Annotated in this window: 14 protein-coding genes; 7 read left to right on the top strand and 7 right to left on the bottom strand. The window is 58.1% G+C overall.

From position 1 onward, the window contains the following. Nucleotides 1-121 precede the first annotated feature (121 nt). Genes zwf through QOX26_RS06915 form a run of 3 tightly spaced genes read right to left on the bottom strand, consistent with a single transcriptional unit; the run spans nt 122 to nt 3,877 of the window. The gene (zwf, locus tag QOX26_RS06925; RefSeq protein WP_283674241.1) at nt 122-1,525 is read right to left on the bottom strand and encodes a glucose-6-phosphate dehydrogenase; all 1,404 of its coding nucleotides are present in this window, start codon (nt 1,523-1,525) and stop codon (nt 122-124) included. Beyond that, the gene (gene gndA, locus QOX26_RS06920) at nt 1,522-2,940 is read right to left on the bottom strand and encodes an NADP-dependent phosphogluconate dehydrogenase (protein WP_283674240.1); all 1,419 of its coding nucleotides are present in this window, start codon (nt 2,938-2,940) and stop codon (nt 1,522-1,524) included. Before gndA ends, zwf begins: the two co-directional genes overlap by 4 nt. Next, nucleotides 2,927-3,877 carry a lactonase family protein gene (locus QOX26_RS06915; RefSeq protein ID WP_283674239.1) on the bottom strand — a complete coding sequence of 317 codons (951 nt, stop codon included), beginning with the start codon at nt 3,875-3,877 and terminating at the stop codon, nt 2,927-2,929. The genes gndA and QOX26_RS06915 overlap by 14 nt, the downstream gene beginning before the upstream one ends. Nucleotides 3,878-4,310: 433 nt before the next feature. Between QOX26_RS06915 and QOX26_RS06910 the strand changes: the two genes are divergently transcribed. The 6 genes from QOX26_RS06910 (at nt 4,311) to QOX26_RS06885 (ending at nt 11,691) form a co-directional block, all read left to right on the top strand. Beyond that, complete coding sequence (locus QOX26_RS06910; RefSeq protein ID WP_283674238.1) at nt 4,311-6,236, top strand: OPT family oligopeptide transporter; 1,926 nt, start codon at nt 4,311-4,313, stop codon at nt 6,234-6,236. Nucleotides 6,237-6,315: 79 nt separating this feature from the next. Next, on the top strand, nt 6,316-6,678 hold the full coding sequence (locus tag QOX26_RS06905; protein ID WP_283674237.1) for a PqqD family protein: 363 nt from the start codon (nt 6,316-6,318) through the stop codon (nt 6,676-6,678). Next, a complete protein-coding gene (locus tag QOX26_RS06900; protein ID WP_283674236.1) occupies nt 6,675-7,022 on the top strand; it encodes a hypothetical protein in 348 nt (115 codons plus the stop codon). Before QOX26_RS06905 ends, QOX26_RS06900 begins: the two co-directional genes overlap by 4 nt. A 26-nt stretch (nt 7,023-7,048) precedes the next feature. Next, on the top strand, nt 7,049-8,488 hold the full coding sequence (locus QOX26_RS06895) for an aminoacyl-histidine dipeptidase (RefSeq protein ID WP_283674235.1): 1,440 nt from the start codon (nt 7,049-7,051) through the stop codon (nt 8,486-8,488). Nucleotides 8,489-8,731: 243 nt separating this feature from the next. Further along, complete coding sequence (locus QOX26_RS06890) at nt 8,732-10,012, top strand: ethanolamine utilization protein EutH (protein ID WP_283674234.1); 1,281 nt, start codon at nt 8,732-8,734, stop codon at nt 10,010-10,012. A 35-nt stretch (nt 10,013-10,047) separates the two neighbouring features. Beyond that, complete coding sequence (locus QOX26_RS06885) at nt 10,048-11,691, top strand: putative manganese-dependent inorganic diphosphatase (protein ID WP_283674233.1); 1,644 nt, start codon at nt 10,048-10,050, stop codon at nt 11,689-11,691. 97 nt (nt 11,692-11,788) lie between these two features. Here QOX26_RS06885 and rpoN read toward each other — a convergent pair whose 3' ends face one another. Next, on the bottom strand, nt 11,789-13,132 hold the full coding sequence (gene rpoN / locus QOX26_RS06880) for an RNA polymerase factor sigma-54 (RefSeq protein WP_283674328.1): 1,344 nt from the start codon (nt 13,130-13,132) through the stop codon (nt 11,789-11,791). A 228-nt stretch (nt 13,133-13,360) separates the two neighbouring features. Here rpoN and QOX26_RS06875 point away from each other — a divergent pair, with 228 nt between their 5' ends. Further along, a complete protein-coding gene (locus QOX26_RS06875; RefSeq protein WP_283674232.1) occupies nt 13,361-15,079 on the top strand; it encodes a sigma-54 interaction domain-containing protein in 1,719 nt (572 codons plus the stop codon). Nucleotides 15,080-15,263: 184 nt separating this feature from the next. On the opposite strand, the gene QOX26_RS06870 is transcribed toward QOX26_RS06875, so the two are convergent. Genes QOX26_RS06870 through QOX26_RS06860 form a run of 3 tightly spaced genes read right to left on the bottom strand, consistent with a single transcriptional unit; the run spans nt 15,264 to nt 20,492 of the window. Then, entirely contained in the window at nt 15,264-16,745 is a 1,482-nt protein-coding gene (locus tag QOX26_RS06870; RefSeq protein WP_283674231.1) for a 4-hydroxyphenylacetate 3-hydroxylase family protein, read from the bottom strand. Nucleotides 16,746-16,760: 15 nt separating this feature from the next. Then, nucleotides 16,761-20,264: a pyruvate:ferredoxin (flavodoxin) oxidoreductase gene (gene nifJ, locus QOX26_RS06865; protein ID WP_283674230.1), complete on the bottom strand. Its 3,504-nt coding sequence runs from the start codon at nt 20,262-20,264 to the stop codon at nt 16,761-16,763. A gap of 33 nt (nt 20,265-20,297) precedes the next feature. Next, nucleotides 20,298-20,492: a hypothetical protein gene (locus tag QOX26_RS06860; protein ID WP_283674229.1), complete on the bottom strand. Its 195-nt coding sequence runs from the start codon at nt 20,490-20,492 to the stop codon at nt 20,298-20,300. Between the last annotated feature and the right edge of the window lie 60 nt (nt 20,493-20,552).

The raw sequence follows: 20,552 nt of genomic DNA, 5'->3' as shown, positions 1-20,552 counted from the left end.
GATGCAGCGGTTGTGCTGCTGTGCGGGAACGCCGGGGCATACGGTAAAAAATCATCTGATACAAAAATACCGCTGTCCGTTGGGACAGCGGTATTTGTTTTAGCCGACAGCGCGATGCAAATCACGCATCTTCCGGCGCATACCAGTGGTGGCCAAACTGTGCGAGCAATGCATCAGCCTGCGCAGGCCCCGGCATGCCGGGCTCGTAGGGATAGAGCGCTGCGCCGTCTTGCGCGGCCAGTGCCTTGAGGGACTCGATATAGTCCCATCCGGCCTCAATCTGATCCCACTGCGCAAACCAAAAACGTTCGCCCCGCATGCAGGCGCCCAGCAGCCGTTCATATGCTTCGGGGGTGTTGATGCGGTATTCCAGCACGCAGTTCTGGCAGAAATCCATCTTGGCCTCGGCCATTTCCTCGGTGTCACCGGGTTTTTTGATGTTAAATTTCAGATAAACCCCTTCGGTGGGCTGAATTTTGATGATGAGCACATTGCGCGGCACGCCCGGCGCGGGACTGCGAAAGACCACCGCCACCTCCATCTCGCGCTTGCCCGCCTTTTTGCCGGTGCGGATGTAAAAGGGCATGTTGCGCCAGCGGTCATTGTCCACAAAGAGGCGGAGTGCGGCGTAGGTTTCTGTTTGCGAATCCGGTGCGACCTGCGGTTCGGCGCGATAGCCGTCATACTGCCCGAGCACTAACGTGTCCGCAATCGGCTCACGTCCGGCCGGACGCAGCGAGCGCAGCACCCGCAACTGCTCGGCGTGCATATCCGCGCCGGAAAAGTGCGCGGGGCGCTCCATAGCAACGATGGAGAGCAGCTGAAAAAGGTGGTTCTGCACCATGTCCTTGAGCGCGCCGCTCGCGTCATAGTAGCCGCCGCGCGTCTCTACGCCGACATCCTCCAACGCCGAAATCTGAATGAACTCGATTTGCCGTGCGTTCCAGCTGTCGGTAAACAGGGGATTGGAAAAACGGATGGTTTGAATATTCCGCACCATTTCCTTGCCGAGGTAGTGATCGATGCGGTAAATCCGCTCCGCGCCGAAAATGGCCTCCAACTCCCGATTGAGTGCTTTGGCGGAGGCTAAATCTTCTCCGAACGGCTTTTCCAGCACCAGTTTGCCTGCACGGGCAGCCGGAATGTGCGAAAGACCCTCAGCGATGACGCGGAAAAACCGCGGTGCGACAGCCAGATAAAAAATATGCGCAGCGTCGCCAAGAACATGATACCGCTCGGCAAGCACAGCGTACTGCGCGGGGTCGGTAAAGTCCATGCGAAGATAATCAATTTGCGAGGCAAACCGCGAAAAATCCGCTTCGTGATAGGGCAGTCTGGCAAACCGGTTGACCCAATCCTGCACAAGCACGCGGTAAGCCGCGTTGGAATAATCCCGGCGGCCGATGATGAGGATGCGGTCCTCCGCTGCGAGCTGTCCGGAAAGGCTCATATTATAGAGAGCGGGCAGCAACTTGCGGAAGGTCAAGTCGCCCGTGCCGCCGAAAATGGTAAATACGCGGTTCATTGCTGTGCCCCCCATTCATGGTGAAACACGCCGTCCCGGTCGGTGCGGTGATAGGTGTGTGCGCCGAAGCAATCTCGCTGTGCCTGAATGAGGTTTGCGCCCATCGGCGCGCCGCGGAACTGATCGAGCCAGACTGTGGCGGCGGACAGGGCGGGAACCGGCACGCCGGACTGCAGACCCGCACCGGCGGCGGCACGCAGGTCGGGAATGCGTGCGGTAACTTCCGAGAGGAAGTGCGGATCGAGCACCAGACTTTCCAAATCGGGATTGCGGCGGAAGGCGGCGGTGATATCATCCAGAAAAACGGCCTGAATGATGCAGCCGGCGCGGAAAATGGCGGCGATTGCACCCAAATCAAGTCCCCAACCATAGGCTTCCGATGCGGTGCGCAGCAGCGCGAAGCCCTGTGCATAGGCGGTGAGCTTTGCGGCATACAGACCGCGGTGCACGGTTTCGGCAAAGGCCGCCGTGTCCTGCGCCTGCTTCATCGGCGGGGCGGGGAACAGGGTCGCGGCATGGGCGCGCTGCTCCAAACGGTTGGACATAACCCGCGCCGCGCCCGCGGCGGTGATGAGGGATACATCCGCGCCCTGCCGCAGCGCTTCGATGCTGGTCCAGCGACCGGTGCCCTTCTGGGCAGCGCTGTCCTCGATGCGGTCGAGCAGCTCGCCCGGGGTCAAATCGTCCGGCTCGCGCAGAATGTCGGCCGTGATTTCCATGAGATAGCTTTTCAGTTCTCCGCGGTTCCACTCCGCGAAGTACCGCGCCATTTCCTGATTGTCCAAGCCGCCTACGTGCTTGAGCAGCAGATAAGCTTCGGAAATCAGCTGCATATCGGCATATTCAATGCCGTTGTGCACCATTTTGACGTAGTGCCCCGCACCGTCCGGACCCATATACGCGCAGCAGGGCGAGCCGTCGGCCGCCTTTGCGGCAATGGCTTCGAGCAGCGGACGCACGTAGGCTTCATACGCCGCACGGTCGCCGCCCGGCATGAGGGAAGGGCCGCGCCGCGCACCTGCTTCACCGCCGGATACGCCGACGCCGAAATAGAGCAGTCCCTTTTCCCTCAGTGCGGCTTCACGCCTGCGGGTGTCCTCGAAAAAGGAGTTTCCGCCGTCCATAACGATGTCGCCCGGTTCGAGCAGCGGGACAAGCTGGCGCAAAACCGCGTCCACGGCCTCTCCGGCTTTGACCATCAGCAGAATGCGGCGCGGCTTTTGCAGCGCGTCAATCAACTCCTCCAGCTGATAAAACGGGGCAAAATTCTCATGCGGCCAGTGCGCTGTCATTTCGTCGGTGACTGCGCGGCTGCGGTTATAGCCGGCCACGCGAAAGCCATGGTCGGCAAGATTTAAGGCAAGGCTGCGTCCCATGACTGCAAGTCCTACCATTCCGATATCATACATATTCATCCGTCCCTTCTGCCATGCACAGCGAAACCCCTTCGCTGATTTCCGCACGGCTTACAATTTGTTCGATGCTTCCATGCAGCGGGTCGAGCGCAAAGCTGACAAGCCCGCCCTTGCTGCGGTTGATGACCAGCAGAAACCGGCCGTCGGGCGAGAGCAGAATGTCTCTCGGATGCTCGCCGCCGCAGGAGATTTGCTGAATCCGCTCGGGCGTGTCGCCATCGATTCGAAACACCGCGATTTCGTCCGCTCCGCGGGTGGAAACATACAAAAATCGCTTATCCCATGAAAGTCTAATCGCCGCCGAAGTGCCTTGTGCTGCGATGGGGGTACTGCTCGTTATCTCCCAGCTGTCGGCGTGCAGCGTGAGCAGCTGTCGGCTGCGTTCACCCACAAGATAGAGCGTTTGACCGCAGAAAATACCGTGACGCGGGCCGGTGCCGGATGGGAGCGCAATGCGGCCGAGGGGTTCGCAGTCCCGCTCCAAGTCGAAAAGCCGTATTTCATCCAGCTCGAGGCAGGGCACCAGCAGTGTTGAGCCGTAAAACAGGCATTGATGACAGCCGGCCTTGGGCGCGATGACGATTTGCTGCTTTGCGTGCAGTTTGCCGTCTGCCCAACGGTAAATGCGCACCGTGCCCTCGTGATAGTTGGCGGTAAACAGGTAATCGTTTCGCCAGACCAGATGGCAGGCAGGGACGCTTTCGGTGAGCAGTTCGTCCAGAATCTGTCCGGTTTGACAGTCGGCAATCAATATGCCCGCGGCTTTGCCGCGGCGCACGGGCGCGGCCAGAATATTGCCGGTCACAGCGGTATATTTCGCATCCGGTGCGTCACAGAGCAGCGTCGGCGGCTCGACCGTACCCATGCTCTCATCAAACGCAAAGCGGTATACACCCACACTGTTTGGTGAGGCATAGGTTCCGATATATCCATCCATAGCATATCCCCTCCAGAGTAAAAGAATCATTAGCATTCGCGGCAGCCAAATGAATATTCAAAGCATAGCATGCGGCAGGGAGCACGTCTGTTGAAATTTAAACAAATTGACGATTTAGAACAAAATACTGAAGAAATTGTGCGCGGGGGAAGGACAACACATAGAATTCCCGCTAAAAGATAAAGATATTTTTCCTAAAACTGCAGACTGATAAAATGTTACATCATTGCGCATAGATTACCGCAGTTCGGCTAAAACTGCATGAATATCGGGAAAAGGCATGGGCGGTGCCTGAATTTGGAATAAAGATTTATCCGGCTAATACGCTGTCGAGACTTGACGAAAAAATGAAAATCTCCTATAATGACTACGGTAGATTGCTAAAAAGTGTGCACATTTACTAAAGTGTTAACACGCAAAAGGGGAAAAGAGTATGGATCAAAAAAATTTCCAGCCCTACATTCCGGCCAATCAGGTGATGCCGGAATTTACGGTCGTATCGGTCGTATTGGGTGCATTGCTGGCCATTATGTTTGGCGCAGCCAACGCGTACCTCGGCCTGCGCGTCGGTATGACGGTTTCCGCGTCAATTCCGGCGGCGGTCATTTCGATGGGCATCATTCGCAAGGTGCTCAAACGCGACTCCATTTTGGAAAACAACATGGTGCAGACCATCGGCTCTGCCGGTGAATCTGTTGCCGCAGGCGCGATTTTCACACTGCCCGCGCTCTTCATGTGGGCGCAGGAAGGCATCGGCAACATGCCGAACCTGATTGAAATCGGCCTGATCGCCCTGTGCGGCGGCGTGCTCGGCGTACTGCTGATGGTGCCGCTTCGCAGTGCACTGATTGTCAAGGAGCACGGCGTGCTGACCTATCCCGAAGGACAGGCCTGTGCGCAGGTGCTGATTGCCGGCGAAGAGGGCGGCGCCAAGGCGTCCACCGTATTCGCGGGACTCGGCATTGCAGCCGGCTACAAGTTCATCGCGGACGGCCTGAAGCTGTTCCCGAGCGAAGTGGACTGGGCGATTCCGGCCTACAAGGGTTCGGGCATCGGCATGGACGTGCTGCCTGCACTGGCGGGTGTCGGTTACATCTGCGGCACCAAGGTTTCGTCTTACCTGTTCGCAGGCGGTACGCTGGCGTGGTTTGTCATCATGCCGCTGATTGCCCTGTTCGGCAACGAAATCGTGCTGTTCCCGGCCGATCAGCCGGTTGGCGTGCTGTTCGCTGAGGGCGGCCCCTGGGCGCTGTGGAAGAACTATGTCAAGTATATCGGCGCGGGCGCGGTTGCCGCGGGCGGCATCATGAGCCTGCTCAAGTCGCTGCCGCTGATTTTCCGCACCTTTAAGGAGGCAGTCGGCGACTACGGCAAGCGCGCTTCGAGCACGCTGCGCACCGAGCAGGATCTGCCGATGAAGGTCGTTGCCCTCGGCGTGCTGCTGATGGCGGTTATGCTGTGGCTGATTCCGGCGATTCCGCTGAACCTGTTCAGCGCTTTCATCGTTATCGTATTCGGCTTTTTCTTCGCAACGGTATCCTCCCGTATGGTCGGCCTGATCGGCTCGTCCAACAACCCGGTTTCCGGCATGGCGATTGCAACGCTGCTGATTTCCACCATGCTGCTCAAGTCAACCGGTACGGTCGGCGCAGAGGGCATGGTCTCCGCAATTGTCATCGGTTCGCTGATTTGCATCATTGCCGCAATCGCAGGCGATACCTCGCAGGATTTGAAGACCGGCTTCCTCGTCGGTTCGACACCGCGCCTGCAGCAGATCGGCGAGCTGATTGGCTGTGTGGTCTCCGCAGTTGCCATCGGCGGCATTCTGTATCTGCTCAATGCAGCATGGGGTTACGGCGGCGCTGAGCTGCCCGCCGCACAGGCTACGCTGATGAAGATGGTCGTTGAAGGCGTTATGGGCGGCAACCTGCCGTGGGCGCTTGTGTTCATCGGCGTGTTCATCGCGATTGTTGTCGAGGTGCTCGGCATTCCGGTGCTGCCGGTTGCCATCGGTCTCTACCTGCCGATTCACCTGTCCACGCCGATCATGGCGGGCGGTCTGGTGCGTATGTTCCTCGAAAAGCGCAAGTATTCCTCGGAAAAGGCAAAGGATGAAACCGTGCAGGCAGGCGTGCTGTATACCTCGGGCCTGATTGCGGGCGAGGGCATCATCGGCATTCTGCTGGCGGTGTTTGCAATCATTCCGTTTGCAAGCGAGTACGGCAAGAACCTGGGTGATTTCATCAATATTTCTGCCCGCGGCGTTAGCCTTGGCAATATCGGCGCACTGGTGTGCTTTGCACTGCTGCTGCTGTCGATTTTGAAGTTTACCATCTGGAACAAGAAGATCGATAAATAAAATCCGCTATTGTGCGGACTTCGGCCGGGCTGTATACTTTAAGGTATACAGCCCGGTTTGAATAAAAGGAGAATTGCACGTGCCAAAAAAGAAAGACGAAAATTATTTGGACTATATCCCGCAGTATCATCCGCGCCACACGTGGAGCGAAAACGACAAGGGCATTGTCACCATCCACATGGTGCATAAAGGCTTTTACGCCTTCATCGCACAGAAGTTTTTCCGCACGCCCCGGGTCAGCCATATTGATTTGGACGCCTACGGCAGCTTTCTCTGGAAGCTGATTGACGGGAAAAAGACCGTCGGCCGGCTGGCAGATGATATGCGCGCGCAGTTCGGCAAGGCGGCCGAGCCGGTCTATGACCGACTGGTCAAATACGTGCAGATTCTGCGAAACAACGGCTTTATCTACATGCAGGGGAAGGACAAGGTGAAGCAGTGAGCCGCTTGCAGATTGTTTTGGGCATTGCGCTGTTTGCGCTGGCGACCGCCATCCTGTATGTTTGGGGACTCAAGCGTTCGCTGACGCAGCAGGAGGATTTGCAGCGCACGCTGTATTCCAAGTGCGCGGGACGCATCGTGCGCTATCTGAAGAAAAACGGCACGGTGACCGAGAAGGAGATGGAAACGCTGATTGTAGGCGTCAAGGCCGGACAGTTCTGGTCACGCCGGCGCGTTGCCATCCAAGATCCCGGACCGTTCACGGGGCAGCTTGTTGCCTTTCTGATCGATCAGCAGCTGCTTGAACCGACCGGGAAGAAGAAAGAATATCGTTTAAAACGCTAACGCAGGATAAAGGAGCAAATTGTATTATGAGCGTATTGGATCATCTCGAACCCCGCGGTGTGTTCCGCTTTTTTGAAGAACTGTGCGCGATTCCGCATGGCTCCACCCATACCAAAGCCATCAGCGACTGGTGTGTCGCATTCGCCGAGGCGCGCGGGCTGGAGCATTGGCAGGATGCCGCAAACAACGTGGTCATCATCGGTAAGGCGACACCGGGCTATGAAAATGCCGAAACCATCATTTTGCAGGGACATCTTGACATGGTCTGCGAAAAGGCGGCGGACTGCGAAAAGGACATGACCCGTGAGGGGCTTGACCTCGCCATTGACGGCGACTATGTTTACGCCAAGGGCACGACGCTCGGCGGCGACGACGGCATTGCCGTTGCCATGGCACTTGCCATTTTGGACGATGCGTCTATTCCGCACCCGCGCATCGAAGCGGTGTTCACCACGGACGAGGAAATCGGCATGGTGGGCGCGGAGGCGATGGACATGTCCCCGCTCAAGGGGCGCAAGCTGCTCAACATTGACAGTGAGGTCGAGGGCATTCTGACGGTCAGTTGTGCGGGCGGCAATACCAGCCTGTGCACGCTGCCGGTCAGCCGCGCGGCGTTTACGGGCACAGCGCTGTCTGTCACGGTGGACGGTCTGCGCGGCGGCCATTCCGGCGTGGAGATTGATAAGGGACGCGCCAATGCAAGTGTGCTGTGCGGGCGTGTGCTGTGGGAAATCGGCCGGAAAACCGATATGCGGCTCGTAAGCGTGGCAGGTGGCCTCAAGGACAATGCGATTCCGGCGGCGGCAACGGCGCAGGTGGTTGTGGCCGACGAACAGGCTGCGCGGGCGGCAGCATCCGACCTTGAAAAGGCGCTGCAAAACGAGTTTCGCGTGACCGACCCCGCGGTGCGGGTGACCGTGCAGGCGGCAAAGAACACCGAAACGCCGATGGACGAAGATTCCACGGCGCGTGCTGTCTGCGTCCTGACCTGCATGCCGAACGGTATTCAAACCATGTCCGCCGATATTGCGGGCTTGGTGCAAACCTCGCTCAACCTCGGCGTGCTGAACACCCGGTCGGACTGCCTGCAAGCGTCCTTCTGTGTGCGCAGCTCGGTTGCGACTGAGAAGGAAATGCTTAAAAATCGACTGGTATGTTTGATGGAACAGCTTGGCGGAACGGTTACGTTCGCCGGCGATTATCCGGCATGGGAGTATAAGGCCGATTCCGCACTGCGTGAGCTGATGACTGCGGTGTTCCGTGAGCAGTATGGCCGCGACCCCAAAATCGAAGCCATTCACGCAGGACTGGAGTGCGGTCTGTTTTCCGGCAAGCTGCCGGGATTGGACTGCGTATCCATCGGACCGGATATGCACGATATCCACACGCCGCGTGAGCGCCTGAGCATCGCATCGACCCAGCGGGTATGGAAGTATGTGCTTGAGGTGCTCAAACGCTCGAAGTAACAGGCTTCGCAAAACATGAACACAGGGGATTGCAGCTGCAAGATGCGCTGCAATCCCCTGTGTTTTTTTGTCATCGGCGGGACGCAAAACGATGCGCCATTCTGCAAAAAGACAGGATTCTTTTGTAGTAAATCAGAGGTTGCGCCGTTTGAATTGACAGAATACCGCTCCGGCGATTAAATAAGGGATGAACGCCGCGGCGTATCCGGATGGGCGTTTTGTAAAAGAGCGGGAGGGGTATCAATGTTTACAGAGCTTGCAGAGGAAGTTACCAATTGGTCGATTTTCACCGACAGCCTGCGGGAATTTGTGTCCAATCTGTCCTTCAACGCGGTCATTGTGGCGATTATGATGGGGTTCATGGTGCTCGGCGCAATTGACAAAGCGCAGGGAAATAAACGCGGCTACGGAAAAGCCTTTGACGAAGGCTTTGAAGCGATGGGGCCGCTCGCCATTGCGATGGTGGGCGTCATCGCGGCGGCGCCCGTGCTCAGCATGGTGCTGCGTCCGCTGATTAGTCCGTTGTATGAACTGCTCGGCTCCTCACCCTCCGTGTTTGCCACCACGCTGCTGCTGGCAGATGCGGGCGGGTACTCGCTCGCGGTTGAGCTGGCCGGACAGGATGTGGTGATGGGGCAGTTTGCCGGCCTAATTATCGGCTGCACGATGGGATGTATTCTGCTGTTTGACATTCCGGTCGCGCTGACGCTGCTGAAAAAAGAGGATCGTCCGGTGCTCGCCTGCGGCATTCTGGTGGGCGTTGTCACCGCGCCGATCGGCTGCTTTGCGGGCGGCATCGTGATGAATCTGACGACCGATTACCATATGAATCTGGTGACGATGTTCTTCAGCCTGCTGCCAGTAGTACTGGTGGCGGCGGTGCTCGCGGTCGGACTGTGGTTTCAGCCGGTTGCGCTGATGAACGGCTTTGCCAAATTCGGTGCGTTCGTCACGGGACTGATTGCCATTTTCGTCGCGCTCGCCGTGCTGCAGCAAAAGACCGGCCTGCGCCTGCCGCTGTTCCATCTGATGGTAGACAAGGGGGCGGACGGCATTTCACCGCTTGCAAACAGCATTGAGATTCTGGGCGATATCGCCTTCATCCTGCTCGGTGCATTCCCGATGGTTGAGTGGGTCAAGCGCCACTGCGGCGGCGCGCTGGCAAAGCTCGGCGCAAAGCTTGGGATGGATCAAACTGCCTCGTCCGGCATTGTGGCGACACTGGCAAACAACATTCCTACCTTTCAAATGGTCAGCAAAATGAATCCCAAGGGCAAGCTGCTCAATATTGCCTTTGCGTCCTGCGCAGCCTTTATGTTTGGCGATCATTTGGGCTTTGTGGCCGGAGTGAACGATACCATGATTGTGCCGATGATTGCGGCCAAGCTGACCTGCGGCGTGTGTGCACTTACACTGGCAAATCTACTGTCTCCCCGGCTGCTGAGCAAGGCCGAAAGTGCGCGGCAGCAAATGGAGGACACGTCCCGGGACGCGCAGCCGGTCAGCGCCGACCCCGCGGAGTAACAAACAACTGACGGAGCAAAGGAGCTGTGCATCGTATGAAACCCATCCTTGTCATCGGCCATAAAACACCGGATACGGATTCCGTCTGTTCGGCCATCTGCTACGCCCGTCTCAAGCAGCTGCTCACCGGAAAGGAGTACATTCCGTGCCGTGCGGGCGAGGTCAATGCGGAAACGCAGTATGTACTCGACTGTTTCGGCGTAGAAGCACCGAAATACCTTGATTCCTTGCAGCCGCGTCTGTCCGATGTGCAGTATCGCGATGTGGCCGGTATCGACGCGAAGCTGTCTCTGCGCCGCGCGTGGCAGCATATGAGCGAAAACAACATTCAGACCATCCCGGTTGTGAATGCGGAGAACTATTTGCAGGGCATTTTAACGCTCAGCGATATCGCGCGCTTTTACATGGAGGATCAGGACGCAAACGCGCTGGCCGCCTCCCAAACGAGCTACCGCAATCTGGTGGATGTGTTAAACGGCGAGCTGATTGTCGGCGATTTGGAGCACCGCATCTCCAAGGGCAGGGTGGTGGTGGCCGCCGCAAACCCGGATGTGATGGAGGATTACATCGGCGAGGACGATGTGGTCATTCTGGGCAACCGCTATGAATCCCAGCTGTGCTCCATCGAAATGAAGGCGGGATGTATCATCATCGGCCTTGGTGCGAAGGTTTCGCGCACCATTCAAAAGCTGGCCGAGGAAGCAAACTGCACCATTATCGCAACGCCTTTGGACACCTATGCCTGCTCGCGCGTCATCAATCAGGCCGTGCCGGTCAGCCACGTGATGCGCACAAGCGGTCTGGTCACCTTCCAGTACAACAGCCTGGTGGATGAAGTCAAGGCAACCGTGTCCAAACGCCGCATCCGCTATTATCCGATTCTGGACGACGCAGGCAAATACATCGGCATGATTTCGCAGCGCAATCTGCTCGATATGGAAAAGCAGCGCGTCATTCTGGTCGATCATAACGAGAAGGATCAGGCGGTAGACGGTATCCGAGCGGCCGAGATTGTCGAAATTATCGACCATCATCGCATTGATGCGGTCGAGACGAGCAGCCCGATTTACTTCCGCAACCAGCCGCTCGGCTGTACGGCGACCATCATCGCGCAGCTTTACGAGGAGCAGCCGATCGAAATCGAGCCGACCGTCGCAGGACTGCTGTGCTCTGCCATTTTGTCGGATACGCTGATGTTCCGCTCGCCCACCTGCACCGAGATTGACCGCCGGACCGCGCTGCACCTGGCCGAGATTGCGGGCATTGACGCGCAGGCGCACGCGGTCGCCATGCTCCGCGCAGGGTCGCAGCTGGTCAATCGGTCGACCGACGAAATTTTTCACATGGATTATAAGTATTATCAAATCAAGGAGAAACGCATCGCCGTGTCGCAGGTGGCAAGTGTCAATCAGGAGGAGTTGACCGCGCTCGTGCCTGCCATGCTCGGCTATATGCAAAGCTGCCTGCCGACCTCGGGACTGTCCATGCTGTTCGCCATGCTGACCAACATCATTGACGAATCGACCGAATTGCTGTTCGTCGGCGCGGGGGCGGCGGATATCGTCCGCGCCGCCTTCCGGCAGGAGACAGGGGCGCACACCGTCCGGCTGCCCGGCGTGGTCAGCCGAAAAAAGCAGGTCGTATCGCCCCTCATCGCGTCGCTTGAGGAGGAGCAGTAACGGCACTTCTTTTAGTCGGTGCGGTTGAGGCGCACGCAAAAGGCCGCCATAAAGGCGGCCTTTTGCATCGGGGTGAACCCCCAAATTAATCGGTGTATCAGATTTTCCGAGCGCCCTGCATCGCATTTCGCCTGCTGGCGGTTGGGATGCCCAGCATCTGGCGGTATTTGGCCACCGTGCGGCGGGCAATGTGGATATCGGCTTCGGACAGCAGTGCGATGAGCTGCTGATCGCTGTATGCCGAACCGATTGGCTCTGCGGCGATGAGCTGCTGCAGGTGATGCAGAATCCGGTCATAGCTGCCCTGCTCGGACGAAACCGCTTTCACGCTGTGCACAAGCAGCGATTTGAGTGGAAAAACGCCCCATTTGCACTCAAAAAATTTGCCGCTGACCGCACGGCTGACCGTTGATTCGTGCAGCGATAGCGCTTCGGCAAGCTCGTGGTTGCTGAGTGCCGCGCGGTGGCCGGGGCCGCGGCGGAAAAAGTCCTGCTGCGCAATTAAAACGAAATCAACAACGCGCTGCAGGGTGGATTTGCGGTAGGACAGGAACTGCATGACCTCGTCCGCCTGCTTGTAGTTGCGGCGGATGTATTCCGCGTCCTCCTCCGAGAGCGTTTTGCCGCGCAGCAGCGCACGGTAGGACGAATCAATCTTGATTTTGGGCAGGAAATAGTCATTCATGATGCAGTGAAGGCACCCGTCCTCCTCTATGACGTAGAAATCCGGAATCAGATACTGGGTCACTGCCTCGCCGCACAGACCGTTGAGCGGCTTGGGGTTTAGCGTTCGGATGCGGTCGCACGAGTGTTCCACCTGCGCCTTGGTCACGCCCAGCGCACGCGCGATTTGGCTGTACTGCTGCTTGGCCATGCATTCCAGATAGCCGTCCACAATCTGCAGGGCAAGCCTGTCCTGCTGCGGGGTTGCGCGCAGAAGCTGCAGCCGCAGACAGTCCCGCAGGTCAGCCGCGCCCACACCCGCAGGCTCCATACCCTGCAGCAGACAGATGCAGCGCCGTACGTCGGCCGTCGGCACGCCGCAGTCCTGCGCGGCAGCCTCGGCGGTCTCGGTTAGAAAGCCGCGCTCATCGAGCGACTGGATGAGATAGCGCACCATGCGCCGGTCGGCAGGGGAGACATTCAGCGCCGCGCACTGCAAAAATAAATCATGCAGCGCAGAGGTGGCGCTCGCCTTGTCCTCCATCAGCTGCTCTTTGGAGAATTCGTCCGTGCGCTCGCCCGGTTGACGGGTCTGCCGTGTATCGTGCAGCCGGTCGAACGGACTGGGGCGGCAATCCATATCGGGGTACTCCAGTTCAACGACGGCGTTGGTGTTCATCAGCTCGCTCAAATAGCTGCGCAGCTGCAGGTTGTTCAGTTGCAGCACCCGCAGCGAGGTCTGCATGGCAGGGGTCAGCGTTTGACGCTGAAGCAGCACCGGCTCCAAACAATCACATCCTTTCGGGAAAAACTCATCCAATTGGTCTGTGCGGTGTTATTGATTCAATCGTAGCATATTGGCAGGCGCGCGGCAAGAAAAAACAACGGATGCAGCAAATCAAATGACAGGGACGGGGAAAAACGCGGAAATCCTATTGTTTCTACGGAATTTATGATATAATAAAACCATAATACGGAAAACAGCGGAGAAAAGGGGGAAAACGGTGTGCAATACCGGCAAGTGATGGAAACGCTGTCCCAGTGCGGCCTGGGTGCGGTGCTCACCGATGCGGACAGCTGCCTGATTGCGGCAAATGCGGCGGCCTGCCGGCTGCTGCAGATAGAAGACATGCCGCAGGGCAAGCGCCTGCTTGATTTGGCCGCGCCGCTGTTTGACAAAAGCGGAGCAAAGACCTATGCAAGCGTTACTTTTTCACAATATCTCACACGCTGCCCCACGCCCGAAACGGACGATGTGCCGGAGGGCTGCGAGCTGATTGTTTTCCGTGACGCTACGAGCGATACCTGCCACGATATGCTGATGAACGTGCTCAATCAAATCAGCGAAGCGGTGATTCTGTGTGATGAGCACAGCCGGATCTGGATGCTCAATGATGCAGCCGTGCGCATGGATTCCATCGTGACCAAGGACGTGTTGGGCGAGCCGCTTTCAAGTGTGTATCATGCGCTCGACGGCTCCGAACTGCTGATTCCCGGCGTCATCCGCGACAGACGACCCAAGTTGGACGTGCACCAGTATTACACGACCCGCTTCGGCAAAAATGTGGATATCGTCTCGAACACCTTTCCCATCGTGCAGCGCGGGCAGGTGCTGGGCGGCTTCAGCGTGATGGAGGACTGGAGCACGGTCGACAGCCTGCACCGTCAAATCATCGGCCTGCAGGAAAAGCTGACCAACCGCACCGAGGCCGACCGCGCGAAGGGGAAAAGTGCGCTGACGGCTCGCTATACGTTTGACGATATCATTCATGTCAGCCCCAAGATGAACAAGGTGGTCGGCATCTGCCGGCAGGCGGCAAAATCCGACTCTTCGCTGATGATTTACGGTGAGACCGGCACGGGTAAGGAGCTGTTTGCGCAGGGTATCCACAATGCCAGCCGCCGTGCGGACGGGCCATTTCTGGCCATTAACTGCGCGGCGATTCCCGAAAATCTGCTGGAAAGCATGCTGTTTGGCACCGAACGGGGCGCCTATACCGGAGCGGAGCGCCGCGCGGGACTGTTTGAGCAGGCAAACGGCGGCACGCTGCTGCTCGATGAGCTGAACTCCATGAATATCACGCTGCAGTCCAAGCTGCTGCGCGTGCTGCAGGACGGTATCATCCGCCGTGTCGGCGGCATGAATGAGATTCAGGTGGATGTGCGTGTGCTGTCCAATATCAACATCCCGCCCTATCAGGCGATGGCGGAAAACAAGCTGCGGCGCGACTTGTTTTATCGGCTGGGCGTGGTCAACATCAACGTGCCGCCGCTGCGCGAGCGCAGCGAGGACATTGCCCTGCTCGCCAAGCATTTCATCATGCAGTGCAACAAAAAGCTGCTGCGCAATGTCGGCGATGTGGACGGCGCGGTGCTCGAGCGCTTCCGTGCCTACAGCTGGCCGGGCAATGTGCGCGAGCTGCAGCACGCCATCGAGCACGCCATGAACATTCTGCCCGACGACGCGGACACCATCACGCTTGGCTACATTCCGGAGCATATTGTGGAGGACGGCGCGCCCGCGCCCCGGCAGAGCCCGGCAGCTGCGGACAAAAGCTCGCTCAGCGGCGCGATGCAGGAGATGGAGCATGCCGCAATCTGCCGTGTACTGCGGGAGACCGGCGGCAATATCTCGGAAGCCGCCCGTGTGCTGCAAATGAGCCGGCAGAACCTGCAATACCGCATCAAACGCTATAAGATTGACGTAACAGCACTACTTGACTGAAAAATACGGATTTGGCAGCCTCCGATTGCTCGGGGGCTGTTTTTTATTGGAAAATCCTGCGGAAATGGCACTTCCGACGACCCTTTGCGAGCCGCCGGAAGCAGTAAAAATATTAAGGGTGTGAGGAAAATGCCAAAGGGTGCAAATAAGTGAGCGGAGAGGCAAGTGGGTTTTGTTTGATTGCTTATTCGGCAGGAATGCCGGCAATCGCTTTGGCAAGCTGCTTCTTCCCCTGAATATTTCCCTGACGGGCAATCATAATGCGCTGCGCCTGCGGAGATCCTGCACCGTGCATGGATTCGGTGCGGTAGCCAACCGCGGCCGCGCCCAGACACACGTTCTCCAGGAATCGCATGATGCGCTGTCGGTGTTCGGTGGGAACCCCATCGCGCGCGGCAAAGAATTTGTTGCAGATGTCACCAATCGTCTCGCCGCTGCGGCCGACCACCGTGTCGGATGTGAAGTCCTGCTGCGACGGCAGGGTGACCATCAGGCCGCCCGCGATATCCTCGGCCAGACGGACAATTTCGTACGGAAAACGCGTGACGTTCTGCTTGCACACGTTTGCCAGCAGCAAATCGATCTGGTAGTTGCCTGCCTTGGTCGCGTGCCCCTGACAGGAGCAGGCAAGGCCGCAGCTGAACAGCGTTTCGTTGAGATGGGTCATCTCAATCAGCTTATCCTTGACGGCGGATGCGCGTTCCGCGCCGTTGTACTCAGCAGCAAGCGCGGCCGCGCCGATGACAACATCGCCCACGCCGACCTTGCAGCCGCCGTAGCTCTGACGGTGGTATCCCGCGAAGCGCTCGACCATCATGCCGGCAAACTCGTATTCGCCGCACAGGAAAATGTATTCGTTCGGAATAAACACATGATCAAGCACGACAAGCGCTTCCTGTCCGCCGAATTTGGCGTTGCCCACGTCGATGCAGGCATCCTCCTCGGTTTTGCGGGTGTCACAGGACTGACGGCCGTAAATCATGTACATGCCCTCGGCATCGGACGGGCAGGCAAAGGAAACCGCCCAGTCCTTGTCAGCCTCATTCATCGAAATGGTGGGCATGAAAATGTGCCAGTGGGAGTTGACCGAGCCGGTCTGGTGGCACTTTGCGCCGCAGACAACGATACCGTCCGCCCGCCGCTCAACGATGTGCACGAACATGTCGGCGTCGGACTGCTCGTGCGGCGCTTTGGAGCGGTCGCCCTTGGGGTCGGTCATCGCGCCGTCCACGGTCAGATCGTTGTCCTGCACCATGGTCAAAAAGCTCTTGAAATTCTCGTGGTAGTGCGTGCCGTGCGCAGCATCCACCTCGAAGGTGGTGGAATAAACGGCGTTAAAGCTGTCCATGCCCACGCAGCGCTGGAAGCAGCTGGCCGTTTTCTGGCCGAGCAAACGCTGCATTTTCACCTTGTTCATCAGGTCGTCCGTCGATTGGTGCAGATGGGTGAAGCGGTTGATGGGTTTGCCGGTCAGGCTGGACGTTACGGTCATCAAAGCGGAATACTCCGGATTTTGTGCCAGCTCATAGGTCATGGCGACGCAGTTGATCGAGGGGCGGATCATCGGATGATCCACCCAGTTCTCGATCTGCTCGCCGAACATGTATACGCGGGTTTTCAGCGCCCGAAGGCTTTCAATATACTGCTCTGCGGTCATCATTGACATGATATTCCTCCAAAATTATCGGGTCAGGTTCTGGTAGCTTGCCAGACGCTCCTTCGCGTCCTGCTCCGCCTTGGCGTACAGCTCCTCCGCCTTGTCCGGGAAGGACAGCTTGAGGGATGCATACCGGTTCTGTCCGAGCAGGAACTTTTGGAAATCACCGGTCGGCTCCTTGGAGTCGAGCGAGAACGGATTCTGCCCCTCGTCCTTGCGTTCCGGATTGTAGCGGTAGAGGTGCCAGTAGCCCGCGTCAACGGCCTTTTTCTGCTCTGCCTGGCTCAATCCCATGCCGCACTTCATGCCGTGCTCGATGCAGGGGCTGTAAGCGATGATGAGGGAGGGGCCGTCATATGCCTCGGCCTCGCGGATGGCCTTCAGGGTCTGCGCGGGGTCGGCGCCCATTGCAATCTGTGCAACGTAGACATAGCCATAGCTCATGGCCATCAGGCCGAGATCCTTTTTCTTGGTGGCCTTGCCGCCGGCCGCGAACTTGGCGATTGCCGCCGCCGCAGTGGACTTGGAGGCCTGACCGCCGGTGTTGGAGTACACCTCGGTGTCGAGCACGAGGACATTGATGTTTTTGCCTGATGCGAGCACGTGGTCAAGACCACCGTAGCCGATGTCGTACGCCCAGCCGTCGCCGCCGAAGGCCCAAACGCTCTTTTTGGTGAGGAATTCTTCATTCTGGCGAATGAATGCAGCTTCATCGCTTGCATCACTGGCCAGAGCGGCAAGCAGAGCATCGCTGACAGCGCGGGACTCTGCGGCATCGTTGCCCTTTTCGAGATAGGCTTCGCAGGCATCCTTGGCGGTGCCGCGTTCGGACAGCGCCTGTACGGCCTGTGCAAGCTGCAGGCGAACGGCATCCTGACCGAGCAGATAGCCGTAAGCGTACTCGGCGTTGTCCTCGAACAGGCTCATCGCCCAAGCGGGGCCGTGGCCGTTCTTGTCGGTGCAGTACGGGGAGGACGGCGTGGAACCGCCGTATGCGGACGAGCAGCCCGAAGCGTTTGCAATGTACATGCGCTCGCCGAACAGCTGCGTGACCAGCTTGATGTACGGCGTTTCGCCGCAGCCTGCGCACGCGCCGGAGAACTCAAAGTATGGCTTTGCAAATTGCGAGGTTTTGACGCTCTTTGCACTGACAGCGTCCTTTTTGATTTCAACCTTGTCAACGGCATACGTCCAGTTGATGCCTTCGCCGAGCTGGGTGGCGAGCGGCTTCATGACGAGTGCCTTTTCCTTTGCCGGGCAGACGTTGACGCAGCTGCCGCAGCCCGTGCAATCATAAGGGGAGACTTGCAGGCGGAACTGATACTGATCGAGTCCTGCGCCGAGGGCGGTCTTTGTGGCAAAGCCATCCGGTGCGGCGGCTTTTTCCGTCTTATCTACCAGAATGGGGCGAATGGCGGCATGCGGGCAGACCAGCGAGCACTGGTTGCACTGGATGCAGGCATCCATATTCCATTCCGGAACCTCAACAGCGGCGCCGCGCTTTTCGTACTTGGAGGTGCCGGCCGGCCAGGTGCCATCCTCCAGACCATACTTGGTCATCATGGAGACGGGCAGCACGTCGCCCTCCTGACGGTTCATGACGGAGACAACCTCCTTGATGAAGGCGGGGGTATTGTTTTCGACGGCCGCGTCCTCAGCGGTCAGCCAGTTTTCGGGAATCGCAATTTCAACCAGCTCGTTGAGACCGTGGTCGATGGACGCATTGTTCATATCGACCACTGCCTGCCCCTTTTTCTTGAAGTAGGACTTGTAGATAGCCTCCTTCATCTCGGCGACTGCCTGATCGACCGGAATCACGGCGGCAAGCTTGAAGAACGCCGCCTGCAATATGGTGTTGGTGCGGTTGCCCAGACCCAGACCGCGGGCGATGTCAATCGCGTTAATGGTATAGAACTTGGCGTGCTTTGCAGCAAGGCTGCGCTTCATGGAGGCGGGCAGGTTGTGCTCCAGACCGTCCATATCCCACTGGCAGTTGAGCAGGAAGGTGCCGCCGTCCTTGAGGTTTTTGACCATGTCGTACTGATGGACATAGGATGGGTTGTGGCAGGCGACGAAATCAGCCGAGCTGATGAGGTAAGGGGAGCGAATCGGCTCCTTGCCAAAGCGCAGATGGGACTGTGTCAGACCGCCGGACTTCTTGGAATCGTACACGAAATACGCCTGACAGTACAGATCGGTGGCGTGGCCGATGATTTTGATGGAGTTCTTGTTCGCGCCGACTGTGCCGTCCGAGCCCATGCCCCAGAATTCTGCGCTGGTTTGTCCGGCGGGGGCGGTATTGATTTCGCGGGTCAGCGGGAGCGAGGTCATGGTCACGTCGTCCACAATGCCGATGGTGAAGCCGTTTTTCGGTGCTTCGGCGGCAAGATTCTCGTAAACCGACAGAATCTGTCCCGGTGTGGTGTCCTTGGAGCTGAGACCGTAGCGGCCGCCGACGATGTCCATCGGAATGCCCTTTTCCTTATAAATCGAGCAAATATCCTGATAAAGCGGCTCGCCCATTGCGCCCGGCTCCTTGGTGCGGTCGAGTACGGCGATGCGCTTGCAGGTAGCGGGAACGGCGGCAAGGAAATGCTCCGCCGAGAAGGGGCGGTACAGATGCACATTGATCAAACCGACCTTTTCACCCTGCGCGGTTAAGAAATCGACGGTTTCCTTGGCGGTTTCTGCGACCGAGCCCATCACAATGATGACCCGATCGGCATCCGGTGCGCCGTAGTAGTCGTAAAGGTGATAGCTGCGGCCGGTGATTTTGCTGATTTCCTGCATGTAATGCTCGACAGCGGCGGGAATCTGCGCAACCTTCTCGTTGCAGGCCTCGCGGCACTGGAAGAAAATATCCGGGTTTACGGTCGTGCCGCGGGTGGCGGGATGCTCCGGGTTGAGCGAATGCTTGCGGAAGGCGCGCAGTGCGTCCATATCCACCAGCGGGCGAAGCGCCTCGTAGTCGATTGACTCAATCTTCTGGATTTCATGCGAGGTGCGGAAGCCGTCGAAGAAGTGCAGCACCGGCATGCGGCAGTGGATGGCGGCCAGATGCGATACCGCGCCGAGATCCATAACCTCCTGCGGGGAGGAGGAGGCCAGCAGCGAAAAACCGGTGTTGCGCACGCTCATGACGTCCGAATGGTCGCCGAAGATGGAAAGCGCGTGCGCGGAGAGTGTGCGTGCGGAAACATGGAATACACTCGGCAGCATCTCGCCTGCGATTTTGTACATGTTGGGAATCATCAGCAGCAGACCCTGCGATGCGGTATAGGTCGTGGTGAGTGCGCCGGACTGCAGCGAACCGTGCACCGTGCCGGCCGCGCCGCCCTCAGACTGCATTTCTACGACCTGCACCGGCTGACCAAACAGGTTTTTCTTTCCGTTTGCAGCCCATTCATCCACATGTTCCGCCATAGGTGAGGATGGTGTAATCGGGAATATGCCCGCCACCTCGGTAAAGGCGTAAGAAATATATGCAGCTGCCTGGTTGCCGTCCATGATTGCGGTTGATTTGCTCATACAAATTGCCCCCTTGTCCTTTTTGGGTTTGGTTTATTGATGCCACGCGCGGCGGCGTGACCGATCCGGCAGACGCCCGATCAGGCTGTGCGGCAAGAATTCAGACGAAGCCCGGATGCTTGCCGCATTCAGCCGATCCATTCTCTTGCTGCTTTCATCATAAGCGCCGCGGGGCATGCCGTCCTTGCCTGATTTCACATTTTCTTTGCCGTTTATCACCTGTTGCAAAAGGTTCGGCAAAGTGCATCTCCCGCTGCGGTTTGCCGTGTTTTGCGGCAAAACCCGTGC

It is taken from the genome of Butyricicoccus sp. Marseille-Q5471 (assembly GCF_951230135.1).
Lineage (GTDB): Bacteria > Bacillota > Clostridia > Oscillospirales > Butyricicoccaceae > Agathobaculum.
The sequence above is the reverse complement of the archived record's forward strand: the minus strand, read 5'-3'. Positions and strand labels throughout refer to the sequence as shown.